The organism is Rothia sp. HMSC068E02 (assembly GCF_001813565.1).
GTDB lineage: Bacteria > Actinomycetota > Actinomycetes > Actinomycetales > Micrococcaceae > Rothia.
In genome coordinates, this window is record NZ_KV812894.1 from 163,080 (window position 1) to 186,526 (window position 23,447).

Sequence of the window (23,447 nt, forward strand, 5' to 3'; positions counted from 1 at the left end):
ATGAAAGAACTCTACATCGCCACCAATAACGGTGACATGGGCGGCGGCGAGGTCATGCTCCTGAACATTGCCCGCGCAGCCCGTAGCCTTGGCTACAAGGTCACTATTGTGGGTCCTTCCGAGCCGAAGCAGCTTGTAGAAGCTGCTGCGGATGAGGGGTTCCCCCGCATTGTCTTGCCGGCTAAGAACCGCGCACAGTACATGGTGGCTCTGCGTAGCTGGCACGCTCGCCATAAGGACGTTCTGTTGTGGTGCAATGGTCTGGTTCCCGCAGCGGCAACGGGCGGCCGTAAGAACCGCATCGTGCACCTGCACCAGCTGCCTACCGGTGTGAACGCGAAGCTCGTACCCTTTGCCCGCCATAAGGCGTCTGTCACCCTGGTGCCTAGCCGCTATGTGGCTCGTGCCTGCCCCGGTAGCGAGCTGTTCGCGAACTGGGTCAGTGGCGTATCCACCGAGCTGGATCACCGTGTGGGGGAGCGCCGACTTCGCGTCGGTTACCTGGGGCGTTTGACTCCGTCTAAGGGCATCGCGACCCTGTGCCAGGCGATGAGTTCCTTGAACTCTAACGGTATTGAATACGACCTGGTGATTGGTGGCGAGCCTGTCTTCGCATCTGATGAAGAACGTGCTGAGGTTGAGGACGCCCTAGCCCGTGTTGCTACGTTCAGCACGCGTTTGGGCTGGACTACCCCAGACCGTCTTTTCGGTGACATTGACATGCTTGTTGTACCTTCGATTGCCCCTGAGTCCTTTGGCTTGGTGGTCGCTGAAGCGATGAGCGCGCGCGTCCCTGTGGTGGTCAGTGATGCTGGTGCTCTGTCGGAGGTGCTGGGCGGCGCGTCGTACCCGTACGTTGTGCCTGCTGATCAGCCGGTAGCTCTTGCGCAGGCCATTAAGAGCCTGGGTACTGAGCTTCGAGAAGATACGGATGCCCTGGCGGAGCGAACCTCCGAGCTGTTCTGGCGTTGGCAGGAGAATTACTCGCCTGAAGCAGGCAAGGTCCGTGTTGGTGAGATTCTGGAGCGTTTTATCCGCTAAGGTGCCTCTAAACGTATAGGCCATTCCCAACGGATATCCTCTCACTCAAACCCCGAAGGAAAATTATGACGACTACTCACCGCTACAAGGCTGCGGTTATCATTCCGTCTCGCGGTGGTGCAGATATTCTGCACTACCCGCTGGATGCGCTTGCCGCCCAGACCGAGAAGGACTTCCAAGTTATCGTGGTCCTCGACGGCGATATCGATAACAGTGAAGCTGTGCTTGACCGCTACATTGCCGAAGGCAAGCTGAACCTGACCAAGATCGTTTTCGAGGAGAACCGTGGCCGCGTGGCTGCGCTGAACGCTGGCCACCGTGCGGCTGATGCGGATGTCCTCATCCGTTGCGATGACGATCTTGAGCCGGCATCCGACTACGTCGAGGCGCAGATCCGCCTGCACCGTGATTATGACGGTGTGATTGGTACCTTGAAGAACGTGTACCCGGACACTCCCTACTCTCGTGTGTACGGTAACTTCCGCGATGCTCGATTCAAAGAGGGCGCCCTCAGTGTAGCTGAAGAAGGCCGTTGGCTGTACTGGAACGGTAACTCTTCTATCTCTGCGGAGTACTTTGAGCGTACTGGCGGCTACGACCCCGCGTACCGTCTCTACGGCTGGGAAGACGTAGACATGGGCAAGATGGTTCATGACGCTGGTGGCCGCATCATCATCTCTGATGAGGTTGAGGTCAAGCACTATGCTGAGGCTACCACCACTGCGGTGCGTGCCCTGCGTGCCCTACACTCGGGTTCTGCTCGCACCATCTTCGTGCGTAAGCACGGCGATGCGGCGCACCCTGCCCCGAACCCGACCGGTCCCTGGGGTTTCTTGGTCAAGACCCTCGCTCGTTTCACCACCGAGAAGACCATCAAGGCTCTGGGGGATGCGAGCGATAAGATTCTGCTCAAGCTGCCGGCTAAGGCGGCTGAGAAGCTTGTGGCTTTGCAGGTTGAGGCTGCATCTTACGCCGGTATTCACTATCCTGAGCGAGCTCAGAAAGTTTTCTAGGAGGAAAAGAAAATGTCACTCACTCAGCTCTTGACCTCCGCTCCGTTTACCGGGCCGAAGAACCCTGACGCGGTGCTTGCGGATATCCCGAAGAGCCTCAAGAAGCTTGGCCGCCTGGTGCGTCGTTACGTGCCGCTGGTGAAGCCTGAGGCTACTGAAGAGATTGCAATTGCCCACGACTACCTGACTCAGCGCGGCGGTGCGGAGCGTGTTGTGCTGGCAATGCACCGTGCGTTCCCGGATGCACCGATTTACACGACTCTGTACGACCCGGAGGGCACCTTCCCCGAGTTCAAGGACGCGAAGATTATCACGAGTCCGCTGAACAAGATTGGCTACCTGCGTCGTAACCACCGTATGGCTCTGCCGATTCTGCCGTTTGCTTCTTCTCTCTTGAAGGTGCCGGCTGAGCGTGCTGTGGTGTCGACGACCGGCTGGGCGCACGGCTTCAACTTTGCTGGTCGTAAGTTCATTTACTGCCATTCGCCGGCGCGTTGGCTGTACCTGAGCGATCAGTACCTGGGTGAGAAGAGCACCGGTCCCGTGCCGTTGCTGCTGAAGACTCTGCGTCCTGCACTGATGCTGTGGGATCACTGGGCGGCTCACTGTTCGGCGGTGTACGTGGCGAATGCGAGCGTGATTAAGAAGCGTATTGAGAACGTCTACGGTAAGAAGGACGTTCCGATTTTCTTCCCGCCGCACTCGGTAGACGCCACCGCACCGGTTGAGCCTATTCCGGGTCTGGAAGAGTTTACCGAATCGGACGATTACTTCCTGATTGTTTCGCGTCTGCTGCCCTACAAGAATGTTGATAAGGCTGTTGAGGCGTGTAATGAGTTGGGTAAGAAGCTGCTGGTGATTGGTCGCGGCCCGGAGAAGGAACGCCTGGAGGCCCTTGCTGGCCCGACTGTTCGTATTGCTTCGGGTGTCTCGGATGCGCAGCTTCGTTACGCGTACCGTCACTGCTTGGCGCTGCTGGCTATCTCTTATGAGGACTTCGGTATTACCCCGCTGGAGGCGGGCGCTAGCGGCAAGGCCGTGATTGCCTACCGTGCGGGTGGCTTCCTGGATACCATTCAGGAAGGTAAGACCGGCATGTTCATCAACCAGCCGACTGTGGAACAGCTGGTGGAAGCCCTCAAGGCTTTCAATCCGGATGACTGGGATGCCGACTACATCCGTGAGCACGTTGATGGCTTCTCGGAGGCTCGTTTCATCAGCCGCCTGAAGATGTACGTGCAGGCTCTGCCTGAAGACTAAAAGAGCTCAACGGCTCATAGAAGAAGGCGGGGCGGTAGAAACTAAGGTTTTTTTCTACCGCCCCGCCTTCTTTGCGCCTTCTGGAGGCCTTAGCGGGCCTCTAGGAGCCCCTTGGAGAGTAGCTCGGGAATGAAACCCTCAATCTGCGGTCCCATGGTCTCTATGGGCTGTTCATACATTTCGCAGAGCTCGTCGATAGCATCCTGCAGAGACATCGGGTCCTCAAAAATACTCCAAATAATGGAGGCAGAATCCTGAAGAACAGACAGCTCACCGTTGGCAAGATTCGCGAGATAAGTTGCCGTGGGGGAGTACTTAGCGAACTCTTCAGAATGAACATACGCGATGTTCTCGGGGATGCCGTATACGGTCTGACGGGAATCTACCGGATTGCTCATTTTTTCACCTTGATTCCGAAACGATCAAAGAACTTTGCACGTATCTCTGCCTTAGTGGGGGTGCGTCCCAGCTGCATCGCCAAATGGTCCTTATTCACAAAGAAAATATTTTTGAGGGTGCGTAGCTTATCGTGCAGGGTCGTCGCCGACTGCAGACGTCCGATCCACTGGATGTAGTGGGGCACATCCTGGGAGACCGACAGCCACAGTAGGTAGTCGCGGTCGTCACGGTACTGCTCCAGACCGCCCATAGCCGCGCTATATGCCAGGGACGAGTCAAGCTCCTCGGCGCGGGCTTGTAGGCGCTGCCAATCGCTGTAGGAGAGCAGAGAGACCAGGTAGTTAATATCTGCACTGTAGCGTGATGCTGCGCGGGCGCGGTGAAGCACCACGAGAAGACGCGCGTCCAGATCGCTGGGGACAGTGCAGGGACGGTGAGCAATCATACGGGTCTTGCGTGCCGCCCAGACGCGGTCAAACGCCTTCTCATAATCGCCGTGGCGTCCTAGACCGGGGAAGAAACGATGAATATCAGTCAGGCCCCATGAAGCGTGGTAGAGCGTCATCGCGTGCTCGAACACGGAACCTGTTTCGAAGTGGGCTTGGATACGCCATCCATCTGCCAGAAGGATCTCTACAAAGCGGTCCACGTGAGAGGGACGGACGAGCAGGTCAGCGTCGGAGCTGTACCTGCCCTTGCGGTAAATTTCCTGGGAGAAAGCGTAGCCTTTGACATGCAGAATATCGATGGAGTGCATGTCGGCAATTCGCTGGAAGTAGGCGTGCGCAAGCCGAATCCGTGCCGCGAGCGGAGTAGTCTGCGGCTCCGGGGTATTGGATGAGTGAGTGGTCACAATAGCCTTTCGGTGCACATGTATACCAGATAAGTATAAGGCGGGACAGACAGAAAATACTGCCCATCCCGCCCTAAGTCGCTCCCTATAATTTAGGGCGCTTATTACGTTATTACTTCTTAGCCGAGGACTTCTTTGACGACTTCTTGTCGCCGTCCTTGCCGTAACCGTAGTAGGTTGCATAACCAACGTAGGCGCTTGCGTAGCCGAAGCCGTAGTAGGAGTTACCCAGACCCTTACGGGGTGCACGGTTCAGAACCATACCGAGGAGGTTAGCGTTGACCTTCTTCAGGATGTTGGCAGCCTCGGTCATCTGCTCACGGTGGCTTCGGCCGATAGAACCAACGAGAATCACGCCATCCACGGAGTGGGAGAGCAGCGAAGCGTCGGTCACGGGCAACAGCGGCGGAACGTCAACGACCACGATGAACTCTTCGGAGAGCTCGTTAATCAGCTGGCGCATCTTATCCGAACCCAGAAGTTCGGAGGGGTTCGGGGGGATACGGCCTGCAGGCAGGACGAAGAGGTTCGAATCACCCAGCTGGTGCACAGCGTTAGCAATCTCAACCTGACCAGCCAGAACCTGGGTCAGACCGACCTTAGCGTCGAGCTTCAGCTTCTTAGCCACGGTCGGGCGGCGCAGGTCGGCGTCAATGAGGATGACGGGCGAACCCGCATCAGCCATTGCGCGAGCCAGCGACAGCGACACGGTAGACTTACCTTCACCGGGCACTGCGGAGGTGACGATGAACGAACGCGGGGGAGTGTCAACGTTCACGAAGCGCAGGTTGGTGCGCAACTGACGAATGGATTCCTGTGCGATGTGGTCGTCGGTGTTGCCGTTAACGATGTTTTCTTCGTTCAGGTCGTCACTGACGGGCAGAACACCCAGGATGCTCGCGCCGGTTGCCTTGGTAGCATCGTCACGAGTGCGGATGCGCTGATCCAGTGCGCGGCGCAGGAAGATTGCAGCGTAGACCAGAACCAAACCGGTGCCAGCACCGATAAGAGTGTTCTGCTGGTAATTCGGAGCTACCAGCGGCGGGTTCACGCTTGCGTTATTCAGCGGAATCACGCGAACGGTGTTGCCGCCAGTCGGGGATGCACCGGTGTTTTCGCCGTTTACCAGAGCCTGAGCATTACCGGGGTTCTGCTCAATCTCCTTGATGTAGTCGGCGGTAGCCTGCAACGCACCGTTAGCGAGCAACTGTGCGTTCTTCGGGGAAGAAGCCTGCGCGCTCACGGTAATCAGCGCGGCGTTATCACCCGCAGTTGCAGTGAGGCTTGCACGAATCTGCCCGGTAGTCATGGAGAGTTCGGGGTTGTTCTGCTTAATCTTCTGTGCCACGGCCTCAGAGGAGACGATAGCAGCGTAGGAACGAGCGCGCTCCTTAGCGGCTGTAGAGCCGGAGAGAACATCCACCGTACCGGACTCGCCCACGGTCACGTAGCCCGAGGACGAAGCAGCGTAGACCCTCGGCTGGAGAGAGGCATAGCCGAAGCCCGCTGCGGCACCGACAACGATGCCAATAATCAGCAGCCAGAGGTTAGCCCTCGTGGTGCGGAAAAATTCCAAAATGGTCATGGTAGTGAGAATACTCCAGAAAGTTTGAGTTAGTGTACCTGCAACGTGGAGTGTTGTTGCAGGCGGTGAAGGGATACGAAAATCCCCTGGTGTTTATTAGCGGAGCAATCCGAGCAGGTAGCTACCGTAACCGCTCTTAACAAGCGGGGTAGCAATGTCGCGCAACTGCTCATCGGAGAGCCAACCGTGGCGCCACGCAATTTCCTCCGGGCAACCAACTGACAGGCCCTGACGGCTCTGAACAGTGCGGATGAAGTTAGTGGCATCAGCGAGTGAATCAAAGGTTCCGGTATCGAGCCACGCGGTACCGCGAGGCAGAACCTCAACCTTCAGTTTACCCTGTTCCAGGTAGACGCGGTTGAGGTCAGTGATTTCCAACTCACCGCGCGGAGAAGGCTTAATCTGACGTGCATACTCTACAACCTTGGAGTCGTAGAAGTACAGACCCGGAATAGCGTAGTCGCTCTTGGGGTTCTCGGGCTTCTCTTCGATGGACAGTGCGTTGAAGTTCTCGTCGAACTCCACCACGCCGTAGGCGCGAGGATCAGCAACCCGGTAAGCGAAGACGGTTGCGCCGTCCTTCTGCTCGTAGGTGGCAAGCTGAGTACCCAGGCCGGGACCGTAGAAGATATTGTCACCGAGCACGAGCGCTACAGGGTCATTGCCAATAAAGTCGGCACCCAGAATAAATGCCTGTGCCAGGCCGTCCGGGGAAGGCTGCACCTTGTATTCGAGATTAATACCGAAACGGGAGCCGTCACCGAGCAGTCGCTGGAACTGCTCCTGGTCGGCAGGAGTGGTAATAATCAAAATATCGCGGATACCCGCCAGCATGAGAGTGGACAGCGGGTAGTAAATCATCGGCTTGTCATAGACCGGAGTGAGCTGCTTGCTAATACCCTGAGTGATAGGGTGCAAACGGCTTCCGGTACCGCCGGCAAGAATAATTCCCTTCATAACTTCTTATTGTGTCATGTTTATCTCTTTGTTGAGGCATAAAAATCACTGTTTAGCCAGGTAAAATCTACCGTATGGCTCACATTCTTGTTACCGGCGGTGCCGGTTTTATTGGTTCGAACTTTGTTCACCACCTCATCGATAACACTGATCACACTATTACTGTGCTGGATAAGATGACCTACGCCGCAAATGCTGCGTCTTTGGAGGGTCTTCCCGAATCCCGCTTTAAGCTCGTCGTAGGCGACATCGCCGACCGCGAGCTGGCTGACGAATTGGTCGGCAAGGCAGATGCTGTCGTTCACTACGCTGCGGAATCGCACAACGACAACTCCCTGTCCAACCCCGAACCGTTCATCCACACTAACCTCATCGGTACTTTCAGCCTTCTGGAAGCAGTCCGTAAGCACGGCACTCGCTACCACCACATCTCCACCGACGAGGTCTTCGGCGACCTCGATCTGGACGATCCGGCAAAGTTCACCGAAACCACCCCCTACAACCCCTCTTCCCCTTACTCCTCCACTAAGGCAGGCTCCGATCTGCTCGTGCGCGCATGGGTCCGCTCCTTCGGTATTGAAGCAACCATCTCTAACTGCTCCAACAACTACGGCCCCTACCAGCACATCGAGAAGTTCATCCCCCGCCAGATCACTAACATCCTCTCGGGTTTGACCCCGAAGCTGTATGGCGAGGGCCTGAACGTTCGTGACTGGATTCACGCATCCGACCACTCTTCTGCTGTGCTGCGCATCCTGGAGCAGGGCAAGATTGGCGAAACTTACCTCATCGGTGCAGACGGTGAAGAGAACAACATCACCGTTCTGCGCACCATCCTGCGTCTGATGGGCAAGGACGAGAACGACTTCGAGCACGTGGTTGACCGCCCCGGTCACGACCTGCGCTACGCAATCGACGGTAGCCGCCTGCGTGCAGAGCTCGGCTGGGAGCCGAAGTTCACCGACTTCGAATCCGGTCTTGCCGACACTATTAAGTGGTACACCGATAACCGCGGCTGGTGGGAGCCCCTGAAGGCTGAGGTTGAGGCGAAGTACGCAAAGGCTGGCCAGTAATGACCAAGGAATTGAAGGTTACTGAAACCGAGATTCCCGGCCTGCTCATCATTGACCTGCCGGTTCACGGCGATAACCGCGGCTGGTTCAAGGAAAATTGGCAGCGCGAGAAGATGGTCGCAGCCGGTCTGCCCGACTTCAACCCGGTGCAGAACAACATCTCGTTCAACGCTTCGATAGGTACCACCCGCGGTATCCACGCCGAGCCGTGGGATAAGTACGTTTCTGTTGCGACCGGCCGTATCTTCGGCGCGTGGGTTGACCTGCGTGCCGGCGAGTCCTTCGGCAAGGTCGTCACCGTGGAGCTGGGCCCGGACACCGCAATCTTCGTGCCCCGCGGCGTGGGTAACTCCTTCCAGACCCTGGAAGAGAACACCGCCTACACCTACCTGGTGAACGACCACTGGTCGGCGGATGCAGTATCTGGCTACAGCTTCCTGAACCTTGCCGATGAGACCGTCGCAATCGACTGGCCTATCGACCTGGCGAAGGCGGAACTCTCCGAGAAGGACCGTAACCACCCGCGTCTGAACGAGATCAAGCCCCTGGAAGCCGACCCGATCCTGATTATTGGTGCGGGCGGTCAGCTCGGCACCGAGCTGGTTCGCCAGCTCACCGAGCAGAACGTACCCTTCCTGGCTGTGGATCGCGACCGCCTCGACCTGGGCAAGCCCGAGCAGTGGCGCGACGCATTCCGCTGGCGCTCCTTCCGCGCGGTCATCAACGCTGCAGCGTACACCGCAGTGGATCAGGCAGAAACCCCCGAGGGGCGCCGTGACGCCTGGGCAGCTAACGCCCTGGGTGTGAGCGCTCTTGCCTCCATCTGTGAAGAAGCTAACCTGCCGCTGGTTCACGTATCCACCGACTACGTCTTTGACGGCTCCCTGCCCCTGGGCGAGGAATACCCGGAGGACTACCCCCTGGCACCGCTGAGCGTCTACGGCGCATCCAAGGCTGCCGGTGAGGTTGCCGCCGCCGCATGGCGTAAGCACTACACCCTGCGCACCAGCTGGGTTGTTGGCGCCGGCAAGAACTTTGTGGGCACCATGGCGTCCCTGGCTGAGCGCGGTATCGACCCGTCCGTGGTCGCCGACCAGTGGGGTCGCCCGACCTTCACCCAGGACCTGGCAGCAGCTGCCCTGCACCTGCTCTTCTCCGGCGCTGAATACGGCACCTACAACGTGTCGAACACCGGTGAGGTCATCAACTGGGCACAGTTCGCTCGTGCAGTGTACGAGGGCACCGGCCATGACCCGGCACGCGTCAGCGACACCACCACCGAGGAATACTTCGCCAACGCTGAGCTCTTCGCTCACCGTCCGACGAACTCGGCAATGGACCTGTCCAAGCTGATTGCTGCAGGCTTCACCCCGCGCGATCACCGCGAGGCGCTCGCCGCCTACCTTGCAGAAATGGGTTCCTAATCCTCTAGGATTTGGTCCTAATATCTGCTGATAACAGCATAAAAGGCGTGAAAAGCGCCATATCACAGGTTCCCGGCCCTTGAAGAAGAGCCGGGAACCTGTACAATATTGTCTTGGCCAAGGCGGTGGAATACACGAAACGTGTAGGTCCGTAACTGACGGTGGCTGGTTGGAAAGAGATTTCTGGCGCCAGTCCCTATTCCACTTGGCGCATAACTTCTAACCAAGAAAGGGTGGACAACTCATGTCAGATACCATCAAAATTTCAGCTACCGTACGTAGCGACTTCGGCAAGGGCTACGCGCGCCGCATCCGCATGGCAGGCGACATCCCCGCCGTCATCTACGGCCACGGCGAAGAGCCCAAGCACGTAGTACTCCCCGGCCACGCAACCACCCTGGCTGCCCGCGTCCCCAACGCTATCCTCGACCTCGACATCGAAGGTGAATCACACCTCGCAATGATCAAGGACATCCAGCGTCACGCAATCCGCCCTGAACTGCAGCACATCGACCTGCTGACCGTTAAGCGCGGCGAGCGCGTTGAGATTGAGGTTCCTGTACACGTTGAAGGCGAGCCTGCTGTTGGCGCCGTTGCTAACCAGGAAGAAACCGTTCTTCTGGTTGAAGCTGACGCACTGAAGGCACCCGAAGCTTTGACCGTGAGCATCGAAGGCCGCGAAGCTGGCGCTCACGTTCTGGCATCAGACGTTGAACTGCCCTCAGGCGTAACCCTGGTTGCAGACGCTGAACTGCTGATCGTTAACGTTTCTGAGCCCGAGGAACTCGACGTTCCCGAGCCCGGTGAAGAAGGCGAAAACGCACCCGAGGGTGACATCGTTGAAGCTTCCGAGGAATCAGATCAGGCTGGCGAAGCTCACGACTCAGATAACTCAAAGCACTAGACCGCGCCCTGCGCCTAGCGCAACAATGATTTGTGGATGGCCCGCCGCTACCTCTCTTCTGAGGTGGTAGCGGGCCATACTCATAGAATGGTGTAGTCCATGAATTTTCTAAAAACCTTTTACAGCGCCGTGGAAAGGGCGAAGATATGTCTGATGCGTGGCTCATTGTTGGTCTGGGGAACCCGGGCCCGGAGTACGAGAAAACCCGCCATAACATCGGCCAGATGGTGGTTGATGAACTGGCGCGTGAAGTAGGCGGTGGCTTCAAGAAGCACGGACGCGCGCGCGCCCAGGTGCTGGAAGGACGTTTGGGTATAGGCGGACCCAAGGTAGTGCTGGCCAAGCCCCTGACCTATATGAACACCTCGGGCGGCCCGGTATCGGCTCTAGCCCAGTTCTACGATATTAACCCCGACCGTATCATCGCGGTGCACGATGAACTGGATATCCCCTTCGACACCATTAAGCTCAAGATTGGTGGGGGAGAGGGCGGCCATAACGGTCTGCGCGATATCACCAAGGCGCTGGGCACCAAGGACTACTACCGTGTTCGCACCGGCATCGGTCGTCCTCCCGGACGCATGGACACCGCAGACTTCGTGCTCAAGCCCTTCAGTAGCACTGAAGCGAAGGACCTGCCCTTCCTCATCTCAAACGCAGCGGATGCAACCATGATGCTCGTAAAGGAAGGCCTGCTGGCAACCCAGCAGCGCTACCACGGCGCAGGTTCCTAGCCGTATGACCCGTGCCGGGTAAACACTGAACTGGGTCAACACTGAACTGGGGTAATGCATGATGCGGGCCGATGTGTGAACTAGGCTCTACCTAACTATGCAAGAGCCCGGTGAGGGAATAAGCTAGAAAAGAATGACGTTATACGCTCCACGACGGGAAAACACCCGACCGTGGAGCGTATGAGCGAGAGAAGAAGGTACCCGTGGCTGAATACTCCACCCCCGCCAACACCCCGCTGAGCGACGACATTGTACGCCAGCTTCGTAAGGATTTTCCTATCCTCAACACTGAGGTTAACGGGCATCCTCTGGTCTACCTGGATTCGGGGGCGACCAGCCAGAAACCCCTTCAGGTGCTCGACGCAGAACGCGACTTCTACCTGCACGCTAACTCTGCCGTACACCGTGGCGCACACACCCTCGCGGTTGAGGCAACCGACCTGTTTGAGGACGCGCGCATCACCGTCGCCAACTTCGTGGGCGCTACCGACGAAGAGCTAGTGTGGACCTCCAACGCAACCGAGGCGCTGAACCTGATTGCCTACTCCATTGGTAACGCCTCGCAGGGTATCGGCGGTCCCGCCGCCGAGCGTTTTGCGCTGGGCCCCGGCGATGAAATCGTCACCACCGAGATTGAGCACCACGCGAACCTCATCCCCTGGCAGATCCTTGCTCAGCGTACCGGCGCGATCCTGCGCCACATCCCCTCCACCGAGGACGGTCAGCTCGACTACGCTGCTGCCGAGGGCATCATCAACGAGAAGACCCGCATCGTGGCGTTCACCCACGTCTCGAATGTGACCGGCGCGATTACCGATGTGCCCCGCATGGTCGCCATGGCTCGTAAGCACGGCGCTCTCGTTGTGCTGGATGCCTGCCAGTCCGTGCCGCACATGCCCGTAGACTTCCACGCCCTGGACGTCGACTTTGCGGCGTTCTCCGGCCACAAGATGCTGGCTCCCACCGGCATTGGCGCCCTCTACGGTCGTGCCGAACTGCTTGAGGCCCTGCCCCCCTTCCTGACCGGTGGCTCCATGATTACCCGCGTGGGTCTGCAGGATGCCGAATACATGCCCGCCCCCATCAAGTTTGAAGCGGGTACCCAGCGCGTCTCGCAGGCAGTCGCCTTCGCCGCCGCCGTGCGTTACCTGCAGCACCTGGGCATGGAGAACGTTGAGGCATGGGAGCACGAACTGGGCGCTCGCCTGGTTGAGGGTGTTCAGAAGATTGAGGGCGTGCGCCTGCTCGGCCCCGCCGACCCCTCCAAGCGTGCCGGCCTGGTAGCCCTCGCCATTGAGGGTGTGCACCCGCACGACGTGGGCCAGCTGCTCGACACCCAGGGTATCGCTGTGCGCGTGGGCCACCACTGCGCCCAGCCGCTACACCGCTGCGCCGGTGTGACCGCCTCGACCCGTGCATCCACCTACATCTACAACACCACCGAAGATGTGGACGCTTTCCTGAAGGCACTTGCCGAGGTGCGCCCCTACTTCGGGTTCTAAACGTAGACGCGTTAGAAGCTAACGCCTCAATTTTTCAGACAGACCAACTGACGGAAGAAGAACACCGTGTCTCTTGAATCCCTGTACCAGGAAATCATTCTGGAGCATTCCAAGCAGCGTAGCGGCGAGCACCTCGTAGAGGTACCCGCCGGCCACGCAAGCGCCGATAACCACCAGTACAACCCCACCTGCGGTGACGAAATCAACCTGCGCGTGGTGCTCTCTGACGAGCTGAAGGATGGCGAGAAGACCATCGAGTCGATCTCTTGGGAAGGCGACGGTTGCTCCATTTCGATGGCTGCCGCTTCCGTGCTCTCTGAAATGGCTCCCGGCATGACCACCTCCGAGCTGCAGAGCCACGTGGATGCGTTCCGCGAGATGCTGCGTTCGCGCGGTAAGGTGACTCTGGACGAAGAGGAGTACGGCGATATGGCGGCTTTCTCCGGCGTTTCGAAGTTCATGGCGCGCGTGAAGTGCGCAATGCTCTCGTGGGTTGCTGTTGAAGAAGCCACTAAGGAAGCGGCAGCCAAGAACTAACTCTTCGCTGAGAATGTAGTGGAAACGGCGGGGGAGTAGCTAGTATTTGAACGCCAATCGAAAATACCGAATGGAACCATCGACAATATATTGCATTTATGTGTAATATTTTTTGATGAACTTTTAGCGGTAAGCACCGAACGAGACCCGAGCTGAGAATCTACCCCCTGCCCTTTCTTGATATAAGTTTTCTTTGATTTAAATCAATAGGATGAAAATATGAGGCGGATACTACACCGTATCCGCCTCATATTTATATCTTTTCCTTTTTCCTTCAAAAAGGTGACTGGTAAAATAAAAGGACGAAGGGCGCCCAACCAGCACCCTCGAGAAACTCTTTTCGGACCCGCACGTTCTAAGGCAACAGCGCGAAGAAATAGGGCAATATAAGAAAATATTTTCTCAATATTGCACATTCTTCGTTTCATCTCATGCTCTCACCCTAGACCGCGGATACGTTTCTCACCCTCCGGTACTTCAACCACACCGGAATAACCATCGCCGCTACCAACCACAAGGAAGCCCTATGATTATTGGCTACGCCGCAGGCGCCTACGACCTTTTCCACTACGGCCACCTCGAGATTCTCCGCAAGGCTAAGGAAAACTGCGACTACCTCATTGCCGGCGTCGTGCACGATGACGTTCTGGAAGTGACCAAGGGTCGTCGCCCCGTCATCCCCATCGAAGAGCGTGCCGCCATCGTCAGCCACATCGACTACGTGGACGAAGTGCACGTTGAAACCAACCCCGACAAGCTCGAAACCTGGAAGCAGAAGCCCTTCAACGTCTTCTTCAAGGGCGACGACTGGAAGGGCACCGAAAAGGGCAATGCCCTGGAAGCACGCTTCGCAGAGGTCGGCGTGGAAGTACACTACTTCCCCTACACCGAGCACACCTCCAGCACCAAGCTGCGCAAGGTCGTTGACCTACTCGAAGCAGAGCACGACCTGCGCGTAGAGATGCGCCGCTTTGCTGAGCTGCTTGGCGAACGCGAATACTCCGAGGCGACCGTCGCCTCCTAACGCTCCTACCCCTTCATAGGTGCGTTAGAGCTCATAAGACTCATAAAGACACAAAGAGGATCCCCGCCGTAAGTACTTACGGCGGGGATTCTCTGCATATTGGCGGTATATCAGCTACACCTCAAAGGTGAGCGTCTCATAAGCTTTAGCGCTGTGCCAGCCACTTCTCAGCGGAGGAGCCCAGAACCTTCAGCACGCGGCCAACCTGCGGCTCAGCAGCGGCTGCAATCTTCTTGCCCACCAGTGGGATGGAGCAGGAGACTTCACCGTTGACGTCCAGGCGGGTCTGCTCGCCCTCGGGGGTCAGCTTCTGAGTAGCCTGAGCGGACACGGGCACGCCGTTGACCTTGACCTCGGTAGAAACGGTGCGGGATCCGTCAGCAGCCGGTGCGCTTACGGTGTCCATCTGGGTCATAGCAACGCCGTTGCCGACGAACTTACGAGCGATGTCCGGCACGCGCTCAGCGGGTACGGTACGCTCGGTGGTTGCGGTGAACTCGGCGGAGGTGTCACCGGAAACGGAGAAGCTACCGAACTCCACGCCAACCTCGGAGCATACGAAGCGTGCGAAATCCTCGCTAGAGAACGCCTCGATAACCTGTTCAACGCTTGCGTTGATAACGGTCGATTCCTGAACTGCCATAATTGTTCCTTTCGTAGTGCGCGAAAACCCCGCGCATTATCCCTTACTAAGGATACGGTGCGCGGGGTTTCGCAACCAATGTAAAGACGCGAATCCACCTGAGAATATGCCGTGAACAAGGGAAAACATCCACAGCCTCTCACAGGGTGGTTGGAGGATTCGCATGCCGGTCTAAAAATGTGGGAAGCGCCCGGCCGGGCACCTCCCACACCGCATCACGAGGATGCTGAGCTTAGAAAGCAAGAAAACCTTAGGCGCTGGGAGCCATCGCGTCGATGCGAGCCATCTCAGCCTTACCCGCACGGTGCGCGCGAGCAGCCTGCTTCAGGCGGCCCCAGAAGGAATCCTTACGGTGGGTCTTGCCGGCGAGCAGGTCCTGCAGTTCCTCACCCAGCTGAGCTGCGGAAATCTCCGGGGTGGAGACGTAAGGCTCAGCGGTGCGGAACAGGGAGGGGTTCGCCAGGGCAAGATCGAGCTTAGCGAAGAGATCTTCGCGGCTCTCAACGACAACAGCGTGGCCGCGCTTCTCCATCAGAGCGGTGAAGGGGACCTGGTGGTTGTCAACGACCTCATTGAACTCTGCGCGGCGCGGAACAGCCAGGGGCAGAGCGCCGGTGCGGCGTGCATCCTGGATGGAGCCGGGGCCGCCCTGAACCAGTACTACGCGTGCGGTTGCGTAGTAGTCCAAAAGCTCGGAGGCGGGAAGAAGCTTAAGGTTGTCTGCGTGCTTAATGGGCGCAGTGTGGCCATGCTGCACGAGGCAGGTGACCTCGGGGTGAGCCTCAAGATAAGCCTCAACCCAACGCAGAAGACGATCAAAAGTGTGAACGTCGGTGCCGAGGGACACCACCAAATCGTAAGTCTTAGTAGGAATACGAACGGGCGCGACGGCAGGGGTAAATACGGGCAGGTCGAACTTGGAAGTATCAACGCTGACGTGGGGGAAGTCCTGAATAGACATAGCCTATTCCTCTCTATGTATTTATCGGTAGTAACCCCGTATACCTGACGCAAAAATCCGGAGGGCATCATTGGTATACGCGGCGGCGTCGTGCCGGAGAAAATGGTGAGTAATCTCCGCATACGCTTCTCTGGCGAGTGGTTAGTTCGCTTGGATGGTGAGTCCACAGTGGAGCGCACGACTTATGCGTATCTGTATGTATTAATAAATACTATACCCTGAAAATAACGCCCTCAGCACACGCGAGGACGCTATTTTCAGGATAAATTCATCACTCTTAGAAAATGGGATGAATCACACGAGAATCAGGGAAATTCTCCTGCTGTTCCTCGCTCTGAACAATAATTCGATCAGCAAAGGTGTACAGCATCTTGCCGGTCATCGTCGGCAGAGTCGGGCGATCAAAACACTCAATATAAAGAGTCTTTACTCCAAAGAGTTTAGCCGCCACAAAGAAAGGAACGGCAACACCGGCGCCGGCAGAAACAACCGCATCCGGACGTTCCTTCGGAAAAATACGAAATGCCAAGAACAGATTACGAATAGCGTTCTTAATATTTCGGGTGGTCGGGTAATACGCCCAATAGGTCTTCTCATCAGCCAGAGAAGATTCAACATCGGGCTGCTTAAAGCTAACCCACACGCGGTCATAATCCTGCCACGCAGCAGAAGTAGCCGTCAGATGCTTCAAGTGTCCGCCACTGCTAGAAACCAGCAGAAGCTTCTTCTTCGGTGCCTGAGAGGAAGTTGCCTCAGTCATAGTGTTCTCCTAAAGCCCCAATACAAGAGAAAAATAAGAAGAGAAGATAAAGGTGAGCTGACGGGCCCGGCGGCACCTGCATCAACAGACCTATCACAATAGATCCGCCTCAGCAGGTACCACCGCACCCTACGCTCAAGGACGAAGGACGAACCCGCACAGAGGCGAGGCATCCATCAACAGAACCCCGAGTACTCGCGGTCTGATTACTCGCGATCCAGGAACACAGCCAGAGCGTTCACGCCCTCAAGCTGATCCAGCTGAGCGAAAAGCTCACGAACCTGCTGCAGAGAAGTAGCCGCAGTCACCGGAACCAGAGCCACGCCGCCAGCCTGGACGAAACGCAGCTGAGTCGACAGGGGAGTAGCGGTGCTCAGGCTAATCACCAGAGGAGTCTCGCTCTTCTCAACCAGCGACTCGGGAGTGTGGCGGGTCAGCGCGTCACGGACCGAAGCGTAATCGGTGAAACGTGCGTACTCGGTGGGCAGAACACGCTGCAGCATCTGGTATAGGTGCTCAACACCGCGGTCAGTACCGGGCAGAATCACAATGCCGGAAGCGCCAGCGCTCTTCACGTCGCCGTCGGGAGCACCAATGGTGCGCAGCAGCATGAACGCGTCATTCGCCTCAGAAGTGGAACCCAGCTCGTGAACCGGGATACCAGCATCTTCCAGACGATCAGCGTAACCAACGTGACGCATAGTGCGGTCACGACCGTACGCCAGCACAGCACCAATCAGCAGACCGGCAACAGCACCAACAATACCCATCTTCACCGGGCCAAGAGCCGAGGAAGAAGAAGGAACCTGAGCCTCGCTCATCACGCGACCACCGGTGGTGGAAGTCAGCTGAATCTGAGCGCGACGGTCCTGCAACTGAGAGAGCAGACCCGCACGGTTGTTATCACCCTCGAGGGCCGAAATCTGCTCATCAATCTGGTGCAGAGCAGAATCAACGCTGCTCTTCAGCGACTCGGAACGAACCTGCAGGTATGCGTTCGCCATAGCGTTAGCGTAACGTGCAGCCTCCGTACCGTTGGGGCGGGGCACCTCAATATCCAGAACAGCAGTCTGGGAGGTGCCGGTCACCTTGACGGAGTTCATCAAGCGGCTGGTCAGCTGAGCCTCAGAGAGGGTATCGCCATTAGCAATCAGAGACTTTGCCGCGTTCTGTGCAACCTCGCGAGAGGATGCAACGCGAGACTCGGTCGCAATATCCACCTTCGCGGAGTTAGCGCTACCGGTACCGGCGGGATCAACCACCAGCGGGTAAACAACCAGCGAAGCCTTAGAAGTGTACTTGCTATTGGTCATGTAGCCGTAGACGGCACCCGCCACAGCGAAAACCACAACCGACAGCAGAATCAGCAGACGGTGTCGGAAAATGCGACGTACCTGGTTGCCAAGGGTAACCGAGGAGGTATGAGAGGTGTTATCCATGAGGACATCCTAGAGGAAGAGAAACGGACACTAAATATCGGAGAAAAACGTAGAAGAAGCGGAAGGCTAAGACTTCGCGCGGCGGGCGGAAAGGAAACGCTCAATACCGAGAGCCTTACGGAAGCGGTACAGTACCGCACCGTACACCGGAACGAGCAGCACCACGTACACGATGACGCCCAGCACGCTCTGACCCAAGAAAGCCAAAGACGCCAGAGCGCACACCGTCGGAACAGCCGCACCCAAGAAGAGTGACGGAGCCATCTCGCGAACCGAAGCGCGAATACCAACGAGGCGGAATACCTGGTAGCTCGCCAGGAAGGTGTCAATCAGCAGAGCAGACGCCCACGCCGTCACCGCACCGTACAAGCCCCAAACCGGAACCAAGGTGAAGTTCAAGGTCACAGCCACCACCAGCGAGGAGAGTTTGTTCAACAGCTGCCAGCGGCTCTTACCGCTCATCAGCAGAACGGACTGCACGCCACCGGCGCTCATCGACAGCATCGCCGCCGGGCAAATCACCCAGAGAATACCGGCGCCAGCCTCAAAGCCCTTACCGAAGAAATGCAACAGCACCGGACCAAAGAACGCCAGGGAGAGGTAGAACGGCCACGACAGAGCAGTCAACACGCGAGTGGTCGACAAGAAAATCTCTCGAGCACGATCTAGCTGACGGGTAGCCAACGCCGCACTAATCGACGGTCCGGTCACCACGCGTCCGGTGTGCTCAATCATGGTGCCCACACGAACACAACGGTTCACAGCACCATAGATACCACCGGCAGCGGCACCCAAGAACGCCGTCACCACCAGCACGTCAATCCACTCCAGGATGGTTTCCACAATGGTAGCGACACCGCGTGCAGAGCTGAAACCCCAGAACGAACGGAACGTCTCAGGCGGAGAATCCTCAGAAGAAAGAACCTCCACATGCTCCTCGGAAGGGAACGCCCGCTCCAAAAGCCACAGGGCAACCACCGCAGTAATCGCCACCGGGATGGTCCAGGCGTACACCAAATCCATGAGCTGACCCGAGAACAGAACAACCAAACCCACCGCCGCAAAACGCAGAGTGGGAAGCAGAACATTCTGCAGGAGCGTAAAGGTCACCACACGATGCAGGCCACGCAGAGCGCCGAAGAACACCGTCATCAGCGCCGCTATCAGCACGAAAGCCGAACTGACACGCATCGCCGCCTGATACTGGGGAGCCATCGGCACAATCCCGGTGTAGATGTACACACCCGCCACCAGAAGCACCGAAGTCACCAGCGAAGGAATCAGACCGTAACGGATCAGCTGCGGAAGCACACCGTAACGACCCAGCGCACGCTGAGCACTCATCGTACGAACCAAGCCCGTATCCGCGCCGAAAGTCACCAGCGAAATCGCAATCGCGAACAACGCCATCAGACGGAAAAACTCGCCCGAACCCTCAGCACCAATACCGTTCGACACCACCATCGTGGTCACGAACGCGATACCCGCGCCGTACATCACGCACAGAGAAGCAAGAGAGCCGCTCTTTGCCAGGCTGGGCTGCTTAGCCTTTCCGGGAGCTTTCTTAACCGGCACGCTCTTCGCGGATGCGCTATCTGCCTGAGCACCTGACGCGGAAGGCTTAGCCTTCTCATTCGGAGTCTTTTCTTCCTGCACCTTTTCTACAGACTCAGCAGTAGCCGAGGCAACCCGCCGGGAACCGGACAGATGAGCACCCACTACAGCGGTAGCGTTTGCCGCTGAGGAACCAGCAGTCGAAGTACCTGACTCCGAAGAACCCGCCTCCAAAGAATCGGGCAGTAACTCTTCGGAAGCAAAGCCTCGAGCCGGAGGCACAATCGACAGCGCCGTGGTCGCAGGAAAACGACCGGAACGGATATCGTCCACCGTCGGAGCAAACTCATCGGCAGAAGACTCAGCCAGCGATTCGCCCTGCTCCACTACCGGCTCGATGTACTCGCCGCTCTCACGCAGACGCGCACGGCGGCTAGGATGACCACCCGTCGAATACGCATCCTCGAAAGATGAAACCGCAGAAGTATCTAAACCACGAGGGGACTGATTCTTCGTCATAGCCCCTCACCATCCCGAATGGAACGAATGCACGCCATCGATGCGAGCATCAGAATGGTCATCTGAGCAATATCGAAGCTGTAGAAAATAAAGACGACGCAGCACGCGACCGGCACGCTATGCAGCCAGTACCCGGAGGTGGTCTTCACTCGTGCGCCGCCTGCTACAGTGCACACCATGAAGAGCGCGAACAGCGCCAGACCCACGAAGCCGAAGCAGAACATCAGAGTCCACAGGTACCCCTGGGTACCCATTGACACGCCAATGCTCGGTTCCATACGCGGAGTGCCGTAACCAATAATCGGGGACTCCAAGGTCGCCTTCCAGGTGGCGCGGTAGAGCGCCGCACGGCCACCGGTGGAGTCAGAGTAGTCCTGACGACCCAGAATGTTATCCACGGTGCCCGACGCAAAGAGCGCCACAACCACAGCCGTAATCGCCGCAACACCCGTACCCACAGCACGCCAATTAGCCGCAAGGAACTGACGCAGCAGTACGTACGCTGCGCTGATACCTAGACCAATGAACATGCCGCGGTTACTGGTCGCAATCGCAGGCACAGTAGAAAGCGCCATACCAATCAGCAACGCAATACGCAGCCAGATGGAATGCAGGCGAAGCAAGCACGCCAGCATCACCGGGGTGAGCAGAGTGTACGCCAGACCCCAACTATTCGCGTAGGGGAACGGCGCGGAGGGGCGAATATACGCCTCGGGAGCGCCCCACGGGCGCTGAACCTCAGCCAGGGGAGGAAGCATGTAGTCACGCACCAGCGGATTCTGCATAAAACCAGAAGGCATGATGAAGCTCATCGGGGTACGCAGACGGAACTCAGGGAAGAGAACGCCGCCGTAACCCAGGACAATGAGGGTCACCCACAGGGTCGCCAGACCGCCCAGCAGCCTATTGATGCTAATAGAGGATCGCGCGTTGTAGTAGTACAGGGCGTAAATACCTGCACTGAGAATATTCACAAAGCGCAGACCCCAACCAATAATGTCGGTGGAACGGGTCAGCGCAAGCGCCGCAACAACAACCCACACGCAGAACGCGCCCCACACCCACAGGGAACCGGGCACACGCACATTACCTCGAATAATGAGGTAAAAAAGCATGATCGCTGCCAGTACCAGCGGTGCAATCTGAAGCACACCCAAAGCCCACAGCGCCGGGAAGCCGTACAGCAATGCCAGCAGAGGCCAGGCCGGGAGCTTCTTCTGCGCCGTAGACAACGGGCGGATGCGTGCGCGGGCACGCAGAATACCGCTGGGCGGAGTACTATCCGATCCGGCGGAATCCTTCAGCCCCGTAGGCGAAGTGCCCGGAGAGGAAAGAACGGAAGAGGAAACCATGTCTGTGCGATACCTGGTTAGAGACCTCGACCGGTCTTCTGGACGAGATCAAGAAGAGTGGCGGGCTTAATAAGACCGGTGGACACAACATACGCCGCCCAAGCACGAAGCTGCATGGGGTCGCGGCGCAGAGCCGCGCGAGCGTACGCGCGCGCCTCCTTGTTGTTGCCCAGCGACGCCTGAGCGTACGCAATCTGACCGGCGATACGTGCCAGACCCTTGGGATCCTGCTCGAATTCAGGGAACTTACGCAGAATGTAGCTCAGACCGTCAACCATGGACTGCCACTTGCCGGAGAAGAAGGAAGGGCGGTCCCAGAGCACCAGAATCAGCGGTTCGGGCACGCTCAGTACATCGCCGTGACGGGTTGCACGCAGCAGCAGGTCGTAGTCTTCACCGTAGGCGGCGGGCAGTTCCTCATCGACCAGGCCGATGCGGGCGGGCTTACCGTCAACGCCGAGCAGATCCTCGCGGGAGTACAGCATGGCGGAGGGGTGAATTTCGGTAATGCGCGAACGCAGGAAGTCAGCGAAGGTTGCGCGCTCGGGCGCCAGGCGCACGATATCCTGACCACCGGAGCGGACGGTAATACCCGAAGAGATAGCGGTTGCTTCGGGGTTTTCGCGCCAGAGAGCGACCTGCTGGGTGAGCTTGGAAGGCATCCAGTAGTCGTCATCATCGCAGAAGCCAATCATCTCGCCGCTGGAGGCGATGATGCCGCTGTTGCGGCCGCCAGCCAGACCGCCGGAGCGGGTGTTGGAGACAATCTTCAGGGCACGGTTTTCGCCGACCTCAATGTCCTCGAGGCGGTCGGGCTCAACACGGTCAAAGACAACAACAACTTCAACGAAACCGCGGTAGCTCTGCTCAAGGATGGAGCGGACAGCCACGCGCAGCAGTTCGGGGCGCTTGCCGTTGGTTGCGATAACGGCGGAAACAGCAGGGGTGCGAGAGGTGAAGTGCATCATTGGGATTCTCCTTACTCAGCGGGGGTCGCGAGGCTAACGTATTTGCGACGCATGGACAGCAGGACGGTTGCGGCGTTAGCCAGCAGAAGCAGCGCATAGACGATGACGAATACCGGGCCGAAGCCAAGGAAAATGTAAATCCAGCAGAGGGTGCCAGCGTCCATGTGCAGGTTGATGAAGGAGCGCAGGGGGCCACCGGTCGGGGGAGCGGCGGTCTTGCGGTTATTGCGCAGCTGCTCAGCAAGAATCTGGCTCATGAAGTGACCTGCGGTCAGCGCGGTGAAAATCATCGGCATCGCAATGATCCAGCCGTTGAATGCGCTGGAGCCGGTAAAGGAGTAGTGCGCCGGGTACAGCAGGAAGGAGAGCAGGGTTGCCATGTGCACGGAAGGCACGCGGATGGAGTCGACCACGTGGTCGAGCCACTCACCGGCGGGGGAGGACGCGCCGGTCACGCGAGCAACCTGGCCGTCAGCGGAGTCCAGACCGTAACCGAGCGCGAAAAGCAGGGCAACGCAGATACCTACACCAACGCTGGGCGGGCAGGTAATCAGAACGATGAGGCCTGCAGCGGAACATGCAGCGGAAATCGCGGTGACGCCGTTGGGGGTGATGCCCAGAGCGACAGCTGCCGCGGCGAAGTAGCGTGCTACTCGGCGGTTGACCCAGCGGGTGTAGGCGGGAACGCCAATGCCGGGCTTCTGCGCTGCTTCAAGAGAGCGCAGGGTGTGAGAAAACTTCGCAGAAAATCCCGATGCGGGCGCGGAGTTCGGGGCGTGAGGTGCCTCAGAGGTGGACATGCACATTCCTTTTTAATCGGTGAGAGGAGTGAAGGAGAGTGAATTACTCCCTTTCGGGGTGGTTGCGAGAAAGTCCGGAAGTCTCGCACGCGAAAAAAGAGGTGGTTGGTCCCTTTTTTCACGTACACCACTATATAGATATTTT

At 57.8% G+C, this 23,447-nt stretch carries 22 protein-coding genes; 10 read left to right on the forward strand and 12 right to left on the reverse strand.

Annotated features, from left to right (window positions below; genetic code table 11):
• The 3 genes from HMPREF2919_RS08030 to HMPREF2919_RS08040 all read left to right on the forward strand — a co-directional run bounded on the left by HMPREF2919_RS08030 (position 1) and on the right by HMPREF2919_RS08040 (position 3,314).
• Positions 1-1,041 (forward strand): glycosyltransferase family 4 protein, encoded by a 1,041-nt coding sequence (locus tag HMPREF2919_RS08030; RefSeq protein ID WP_049346739.1) that lies wholly within the window; start codon positions 1-3, stop codon positions 1,039-1,041.
• A gap of 65 nt (positions 1,042-1,106) precedes the next feature.
• Positions 1,107-2,054 (forward strand): glycosyltransferase family 2 protein, encoded by a 948-nt coding sequence (locus HMPREF2919_RS08035; RefSeq protein WP_070667147.1) that lies wholly within the window; start codon positions 1,107-1,109, stop codon positions 2,052-2,054.
• 12 nt (positions 2,055-2,066) lie between these two features.
• The gene (locus HMPREF2919_RS08040; protein ID WP_070507830.1) at positions 2,067-3,314 is read left to right on the forward strand and encodes a glycosyltransferase; all 1,248 of its coding nucleotides are present in this window, start codon (positions 2,067-2,069) and stop codon (positions 3,312-3,314) included.
• An 89-nt stretch (positions 3,315-3,403) separates the two neighbouring features.
• Here HMPREF2919_RS08040 and HMPREF2919_RS08045 read toward each other — a convergent pair whose 3' ends face one another.
• The 4 genes from HMPREF2919_RS08045 to rfbA form a co-directional block, all read right to left on the reverse strand.
• On the reverse strand, positions 3,404-3,712 hold the full coding sequence (locus HMPREF2919_RS08045) for a PqqD family protein (RefSeq protein WP_012904017.1): 309 nt from the start codon (positions 3,710-3,712) through the stop codon (positions 3,404-3,406).
• Positions 3,709-4,566 carry a nucleotidyltransferase family protein gene (locus HMPREF2919_RS08050; RefSeq protein ID WP_049352238.1) on the reverse strand — a complete coding sequence of 286 codons (858 nt, stop codon included), beginning with the start codon at positions 4,564-4,566 and terminating at the stop codon, positions 3,709-3,711. Before HMPREF2919_RS08050 ends, HMPREF2919_RS08045 begins: the two co-directional genes overlap by 4 nt.
• A 112-nt stretch (positions 4,567-4,678) precedes the next feature.
• Positions 4,679-6,151: a tyrosine-protein kinase domain-containing protein gene (locus HMPREF2919_RS08055; protein ID WP_012904015.1), complete on the reverse strand. Its 1,473-nt coding sequence runs from the start codon at positions 6,149-6,151 to the stop codon at positions 4,679-4,681.
• Positions 6,152-6,247: 96 nt separating this feature from the next.
• A complete protein-coding gene (gene rfbA / locus HMPREF2919_RS08060; RefSeq protein WP_012904014.1) occupies positions 6,248-7,108 on the reverse strand; it encodes a glucose-1-phosphate thymidylyltransferase RfbA in 861 nt (286 codons plus the stop codon).
• A gap of 74 nt (positions 7,109-7,182) precedes the next feature.
• On the opposite strand from rfbA, the gene rfbB reads away from it, so the two are divergent.
• The 7 genes from rfbB to HMPREF2919_RS08095 all read left to right on the forward strand — a co-directional run bounded on the left by rfbB (position 7,183) and on the right by HMPREF2919_RS08095 (position 14,306).
• Positions 7,183-8,181, forward strand: coding sequence for a dTDP-glucose 4,6-dehydratase (gene rfbB / locus HMPREF2919_RS08065; RefSeq protein ID WP_070594035.1), 999 nt, complete (start codon positions 7,183-7,185; stop codon positions 8,179-8,181).
• Entirely contained in the window at positions 8,181-9,605 is a 1,425-nt protein-coding gene (gene rfbD / locus HMPREF2919_RS08070) for a dTDP-4-dehydrorhamnose reductase (protein WP_070594036.1), read from the forward strand. The genes rfbB and rfbD overlap by 1 nt, the downstream gene beginning before the upstream one ends.
• 244 nt (positions 9,606-9,849) lie before the next feature.
• Positions 9,850-10,509: a 50S ribosomal protein L25/general stress protein Ctc gene (locus HMPREF2919_RS08075; protein ID WP_012904012.1), complete on the forward strand. Its 660-nt coding sequence runs from the start codon at positions 9,850-9,852 to the stop codon at positions 10,507-10,509.
• A 146-nt stretch (positions 10,510-10,655) separates the two neighbouring features.
• Entirely contained in the window at positions 10,656-11,243 is a 588-nt protein-coding gene (gene pth, locus HMPREF2919_RS08080; protein WP_012904011.1) for an aminoacyl-tRNA hydrolase, read from the forward strand.
• 203 nt (positions 11,244-11,446) lie between these two features.
• Entirely contained in the window at positions 11,447-12,745 is a 1,299-nt protein-coding gene (locus HMPREF2919_RS08085) for an aminotransferase class V-fold PLP-dependent enzyme (RefSeq protein ID WP_049341601.1), read from the forward strand.
• A 66-nt stretch (positions 12,746-12,811) separates the two neighbouring features.
• A complete protein-coding gene (gene sufU, locus HMPREF2919_RS08090; RefSeq protein ID WP_005506960.1) occupies positions 12,812-13,282 on the forward strand; it encodes a Fe-S cluster assembly sulfur transfer protein SufU in 471 nt (156 codons plus the stop codon).
• A 526-nt stretch (positions 13,283-13,808) separates the two neighbouring features.
• A complete protein-coding gene (locus HMPREF2919_RS08095; RefSeq protein WP_012904009.1) occupies positions 13,809-14,306 on the forward strand; it encodes an FAD synthase family protein in 498 nt (165 codons plus the stop codon).
• A 145-nt stretch (positions 14,307-14,451) separates the two neighbouring features.
• Here the strand turns inward: HMPREF2919_RS08095 and HMPREF2919_RS08100 are convergent, their stop codons facing one another.
• The 8 genes from HMPREF2919_RS08100 to HMPREF2919_RS08135 form a co-directional block, all read right to left on the reverse strand.
• The gene (locus HMPREF2919_RS08100) at positions 14,452-14,949 is read right to left on the reverse strand and encodes a DUF2505 domain-containing protein (protein WP_012904008.1); all 498 of its coding nucleotides are present in this window, start codon (positions 14,947-14,949) and stop codon (positions 14,452-14,454) included.
• A 250-nt stretch (positions 14,950-15,199) separates the two neighbouring features.
• Positions 15,200-15,910 carry a glycosyltransferase gene (locus HMPREF2919_RS08105; protein WP_012904007.1) on the reverse strand — a complete coding sequence of 237 codons (711 nt, stop codon included), beginning with the start codon at positions 15,908-15,910 and terminating at the stop codon, positions 15,200-15,202.
• A 277-nt stretch (positions 15,911-16,187) separates the two neighbouring features.
• On the reverse strand, positions 16,188-16,670 hold the full coding sequence (gene pssD, locus HMPREF2919_RS08110) for a PssD/Cps14F family polysaccharide biosynthesis glycosyltransferase (RefSeq protein WP_049327955.1): 483 nt from the start codon (positions 16,668-16,670) through the stop codon (positions 16,188-16,190).
• A gap of 206 nt (positions 16,671-16,876) precedes the next feature.
• The gene (locus tag HMPREF2919_RS09305; RefSeq protein ID WP_070667149.1) at positions 16,877-18,109 is read right to left on the reverse strand and encodes a Wzz/FepE/Etk N-terminal domain-containing protein; all 1,233 of its coding nucleotides are present in this window, start codon (positions 18,107-18,109) and stop codon (positions 16,877-16,879) included.
• A 66-nt stretch (positions 18,110-18,175) separates the two neighbouring features.
• Positions 18,176-20,182, reverse strand: coding sequence for a lipopolysaccharide biosynthesis protein (locus HMPREF2919_RS09310; RefSeq protein WP_070667150.1), 2,007 nt, complete (start codon positions 20,180-20,182; stop codon positions 18,176-18,178).
• Positions 20,179-21,534, reverse strand: a complete 1,356-nt coding sequence (locus tag HMPREF2919_RS08125) for an O-antigen ligase family protein (RefSeq protein ID WP_049350001.1) — start codon at positions 21,532-21,534, stop codon at positions 20,179-20,181. Before HMPREF2919_RS08125 ends, HMPREF2919_RS09310 begins: the two co-directional genes overlap by 4 nt.
• A gap of 17 nt (positions 21,535-21,551) precedes the next feature.
• Positions 21,552-22,502: a glycosyltransferase family 2 protein gene (locus HMPREF2919_RS08130; RefSeq protein ID WP_049341609.1), complete on the reverse strand. Its 951-nt coding sequence runs from the start codon at positions 22,500-22,502 to the stop codon at positions 21,552-21,554.
• Positions 22,503-22,513: 11 nt separating this feature from the next.
• Complete coding sequence (locus tag HMPREF2919_RS08135) at positions 22,514-23,302, reverse strand: CDP-alcohol phosphatidyltransferase family protein (protein ID WP_070644088.1); 789 nt, start codon at positions 23,300-23,302, stop codon at positions 22,514-22,516.
• Positions 23,303-23,447: the final 145 nt, after the last annotated feature.

Excerpts from the sequence above, each read along its gene's own strand:
- HMPREF2919_RS09310 (WP_070667150.1), bottom strand. The coding sequence starts at position 20,182 with ATGACGAAGAATCAGTCCCCTCGTGGTTTAGATACTTCTGCGGTTTCA.
- HMPREF2919_RS08130 (WP_049341609.1), bottom strand. The coding sequence starts at position 22,502 with ATGATGCACTTCACCTCTCGCACCCCTGCTGTTTCCGCCGTTATCGCA.
- HMPREF2919_RS08055 (WP_012904015.1), bottom strand. The coding sequence starts at position 6,151 with ATGACCATTTTGGAATTTTTCCGCACCACGAGGGCTAACCTCTGGCTG.
- pth (WP_012904011.1), top strand. The coding sequence starts at position 10,656 with ATGTCTGATGCGTGGCTCATTGTTGGTCTGGGGAACCCGGGCCCGGAG.
- HMPREF2919_RS08135 (WP_070644088.1), bottom strand. The coding sequence starts at position 23,302 with ATGTCCACCTCTGAGGCACCTCACGCCCCGAACTCCGCGCCCGCATCG.
- rfbD (WP_070594036.1), top strand. The coding sequence starts at position 8,181 with ATGACCAAGGAATTGAAGGTTACTGAAACCGAGATTCCCGGCCTGCTC.
- HMPREF2919_RS08040 (WP_070507830.1), top strand. The coding sequence starts at position 2,067 with ATGTCACTCACTCAGCTCTTGACCTCCGCTCCGTTTACCGGGCCGAAG.
- HMPREF2919_RS08095 (WP_012904009.1), top strand. The coding sequence starts at position 13,809 with ATGATTATTGGCTACGCCGCAGGCGCCTACGACCTTTTCCACTACGGC.
- HMPREF2919_RS08075 (WP_012904012.1), top strand. The coding sequence starts at position 9,850 with ATGTCAGATACCATCAAAATTTCAGCTACCGTACGTAGCGACTTCGGC.
- HMPREF2919_RS09305 (WP_070667149.1), bottom strand. The coding sequence starts at position 18,109 with ATGGATAACACCTCTCATACCTCCTCGGTTACCCTTGGCAACCAGGTA.
- pssD (WP_049327955.1), bottom strand. The coding sequence starts at position 16,670 with ATGACTGAGGCAACTTCCTCTCAGGCACCGAAGAAGAAGCTTCTGCTG.
- rfbB (WP_070594035.1), top strand. The coding sequence starts at position 7,183 with ATGGCTCACATTCTTGTTACCGGCGGTGCCGGTTTTATTGGTTCGAAC.
- HMPREF2919_RS08125 (WP_049350001.1), bottom strand. The coding sequence starts at position 21,534 with ATGGTTTCCTCTTCCGTTCTTTCCTCTCCGGGCACTTCGCCTACGGGG.
- rfbA (WP_012904014.1), bottom strand. The coding sequence starts at position 7,108 with ATGAAGGGAATTATTCTTGCCGGCGGTACCGGAAGCCGTTTGCACCCT.
- HMPREF2919_RS08045 (WP_012904017.1), bottom strand. The coding sequence starts at position 3,712 with ATGAGCAATCCGGTAGATTCCCGTCAGACCGTATACGGCATCCCCGAG.
- HMPREF2919_RS08030 (WP_049346739.1), top strand. The coding sequence starts at position 1 with ATGAAAGAACTCTACATCGCCACCAATAACGGTGACATGGGCGGCGGC.
- HMPREF2919_RS08035 (WP_070667147.1), top strand. The coding sequence starts at position 1,107 with ATGACGACTACTCACCGCTACAAGGCTGCGGTTATCATTCCGTCTCGC.
- HMPREF2919_RS08100 (WP_012904008.1), bottom strand. The coding sequence starts at position 14,949 with ATGGCAGTTCAGGAATCGACCGTTATCAACGCAAGCGTTGAACAGGTT.
- HMPREF2919_RS08105 (WP_012904007.1), bottom strand. The coding sequence starts at position 15,910 with ATGTCTATTCAGGACTTCCCCCACGTCAGCGTTGATACTTCCAAGTTC.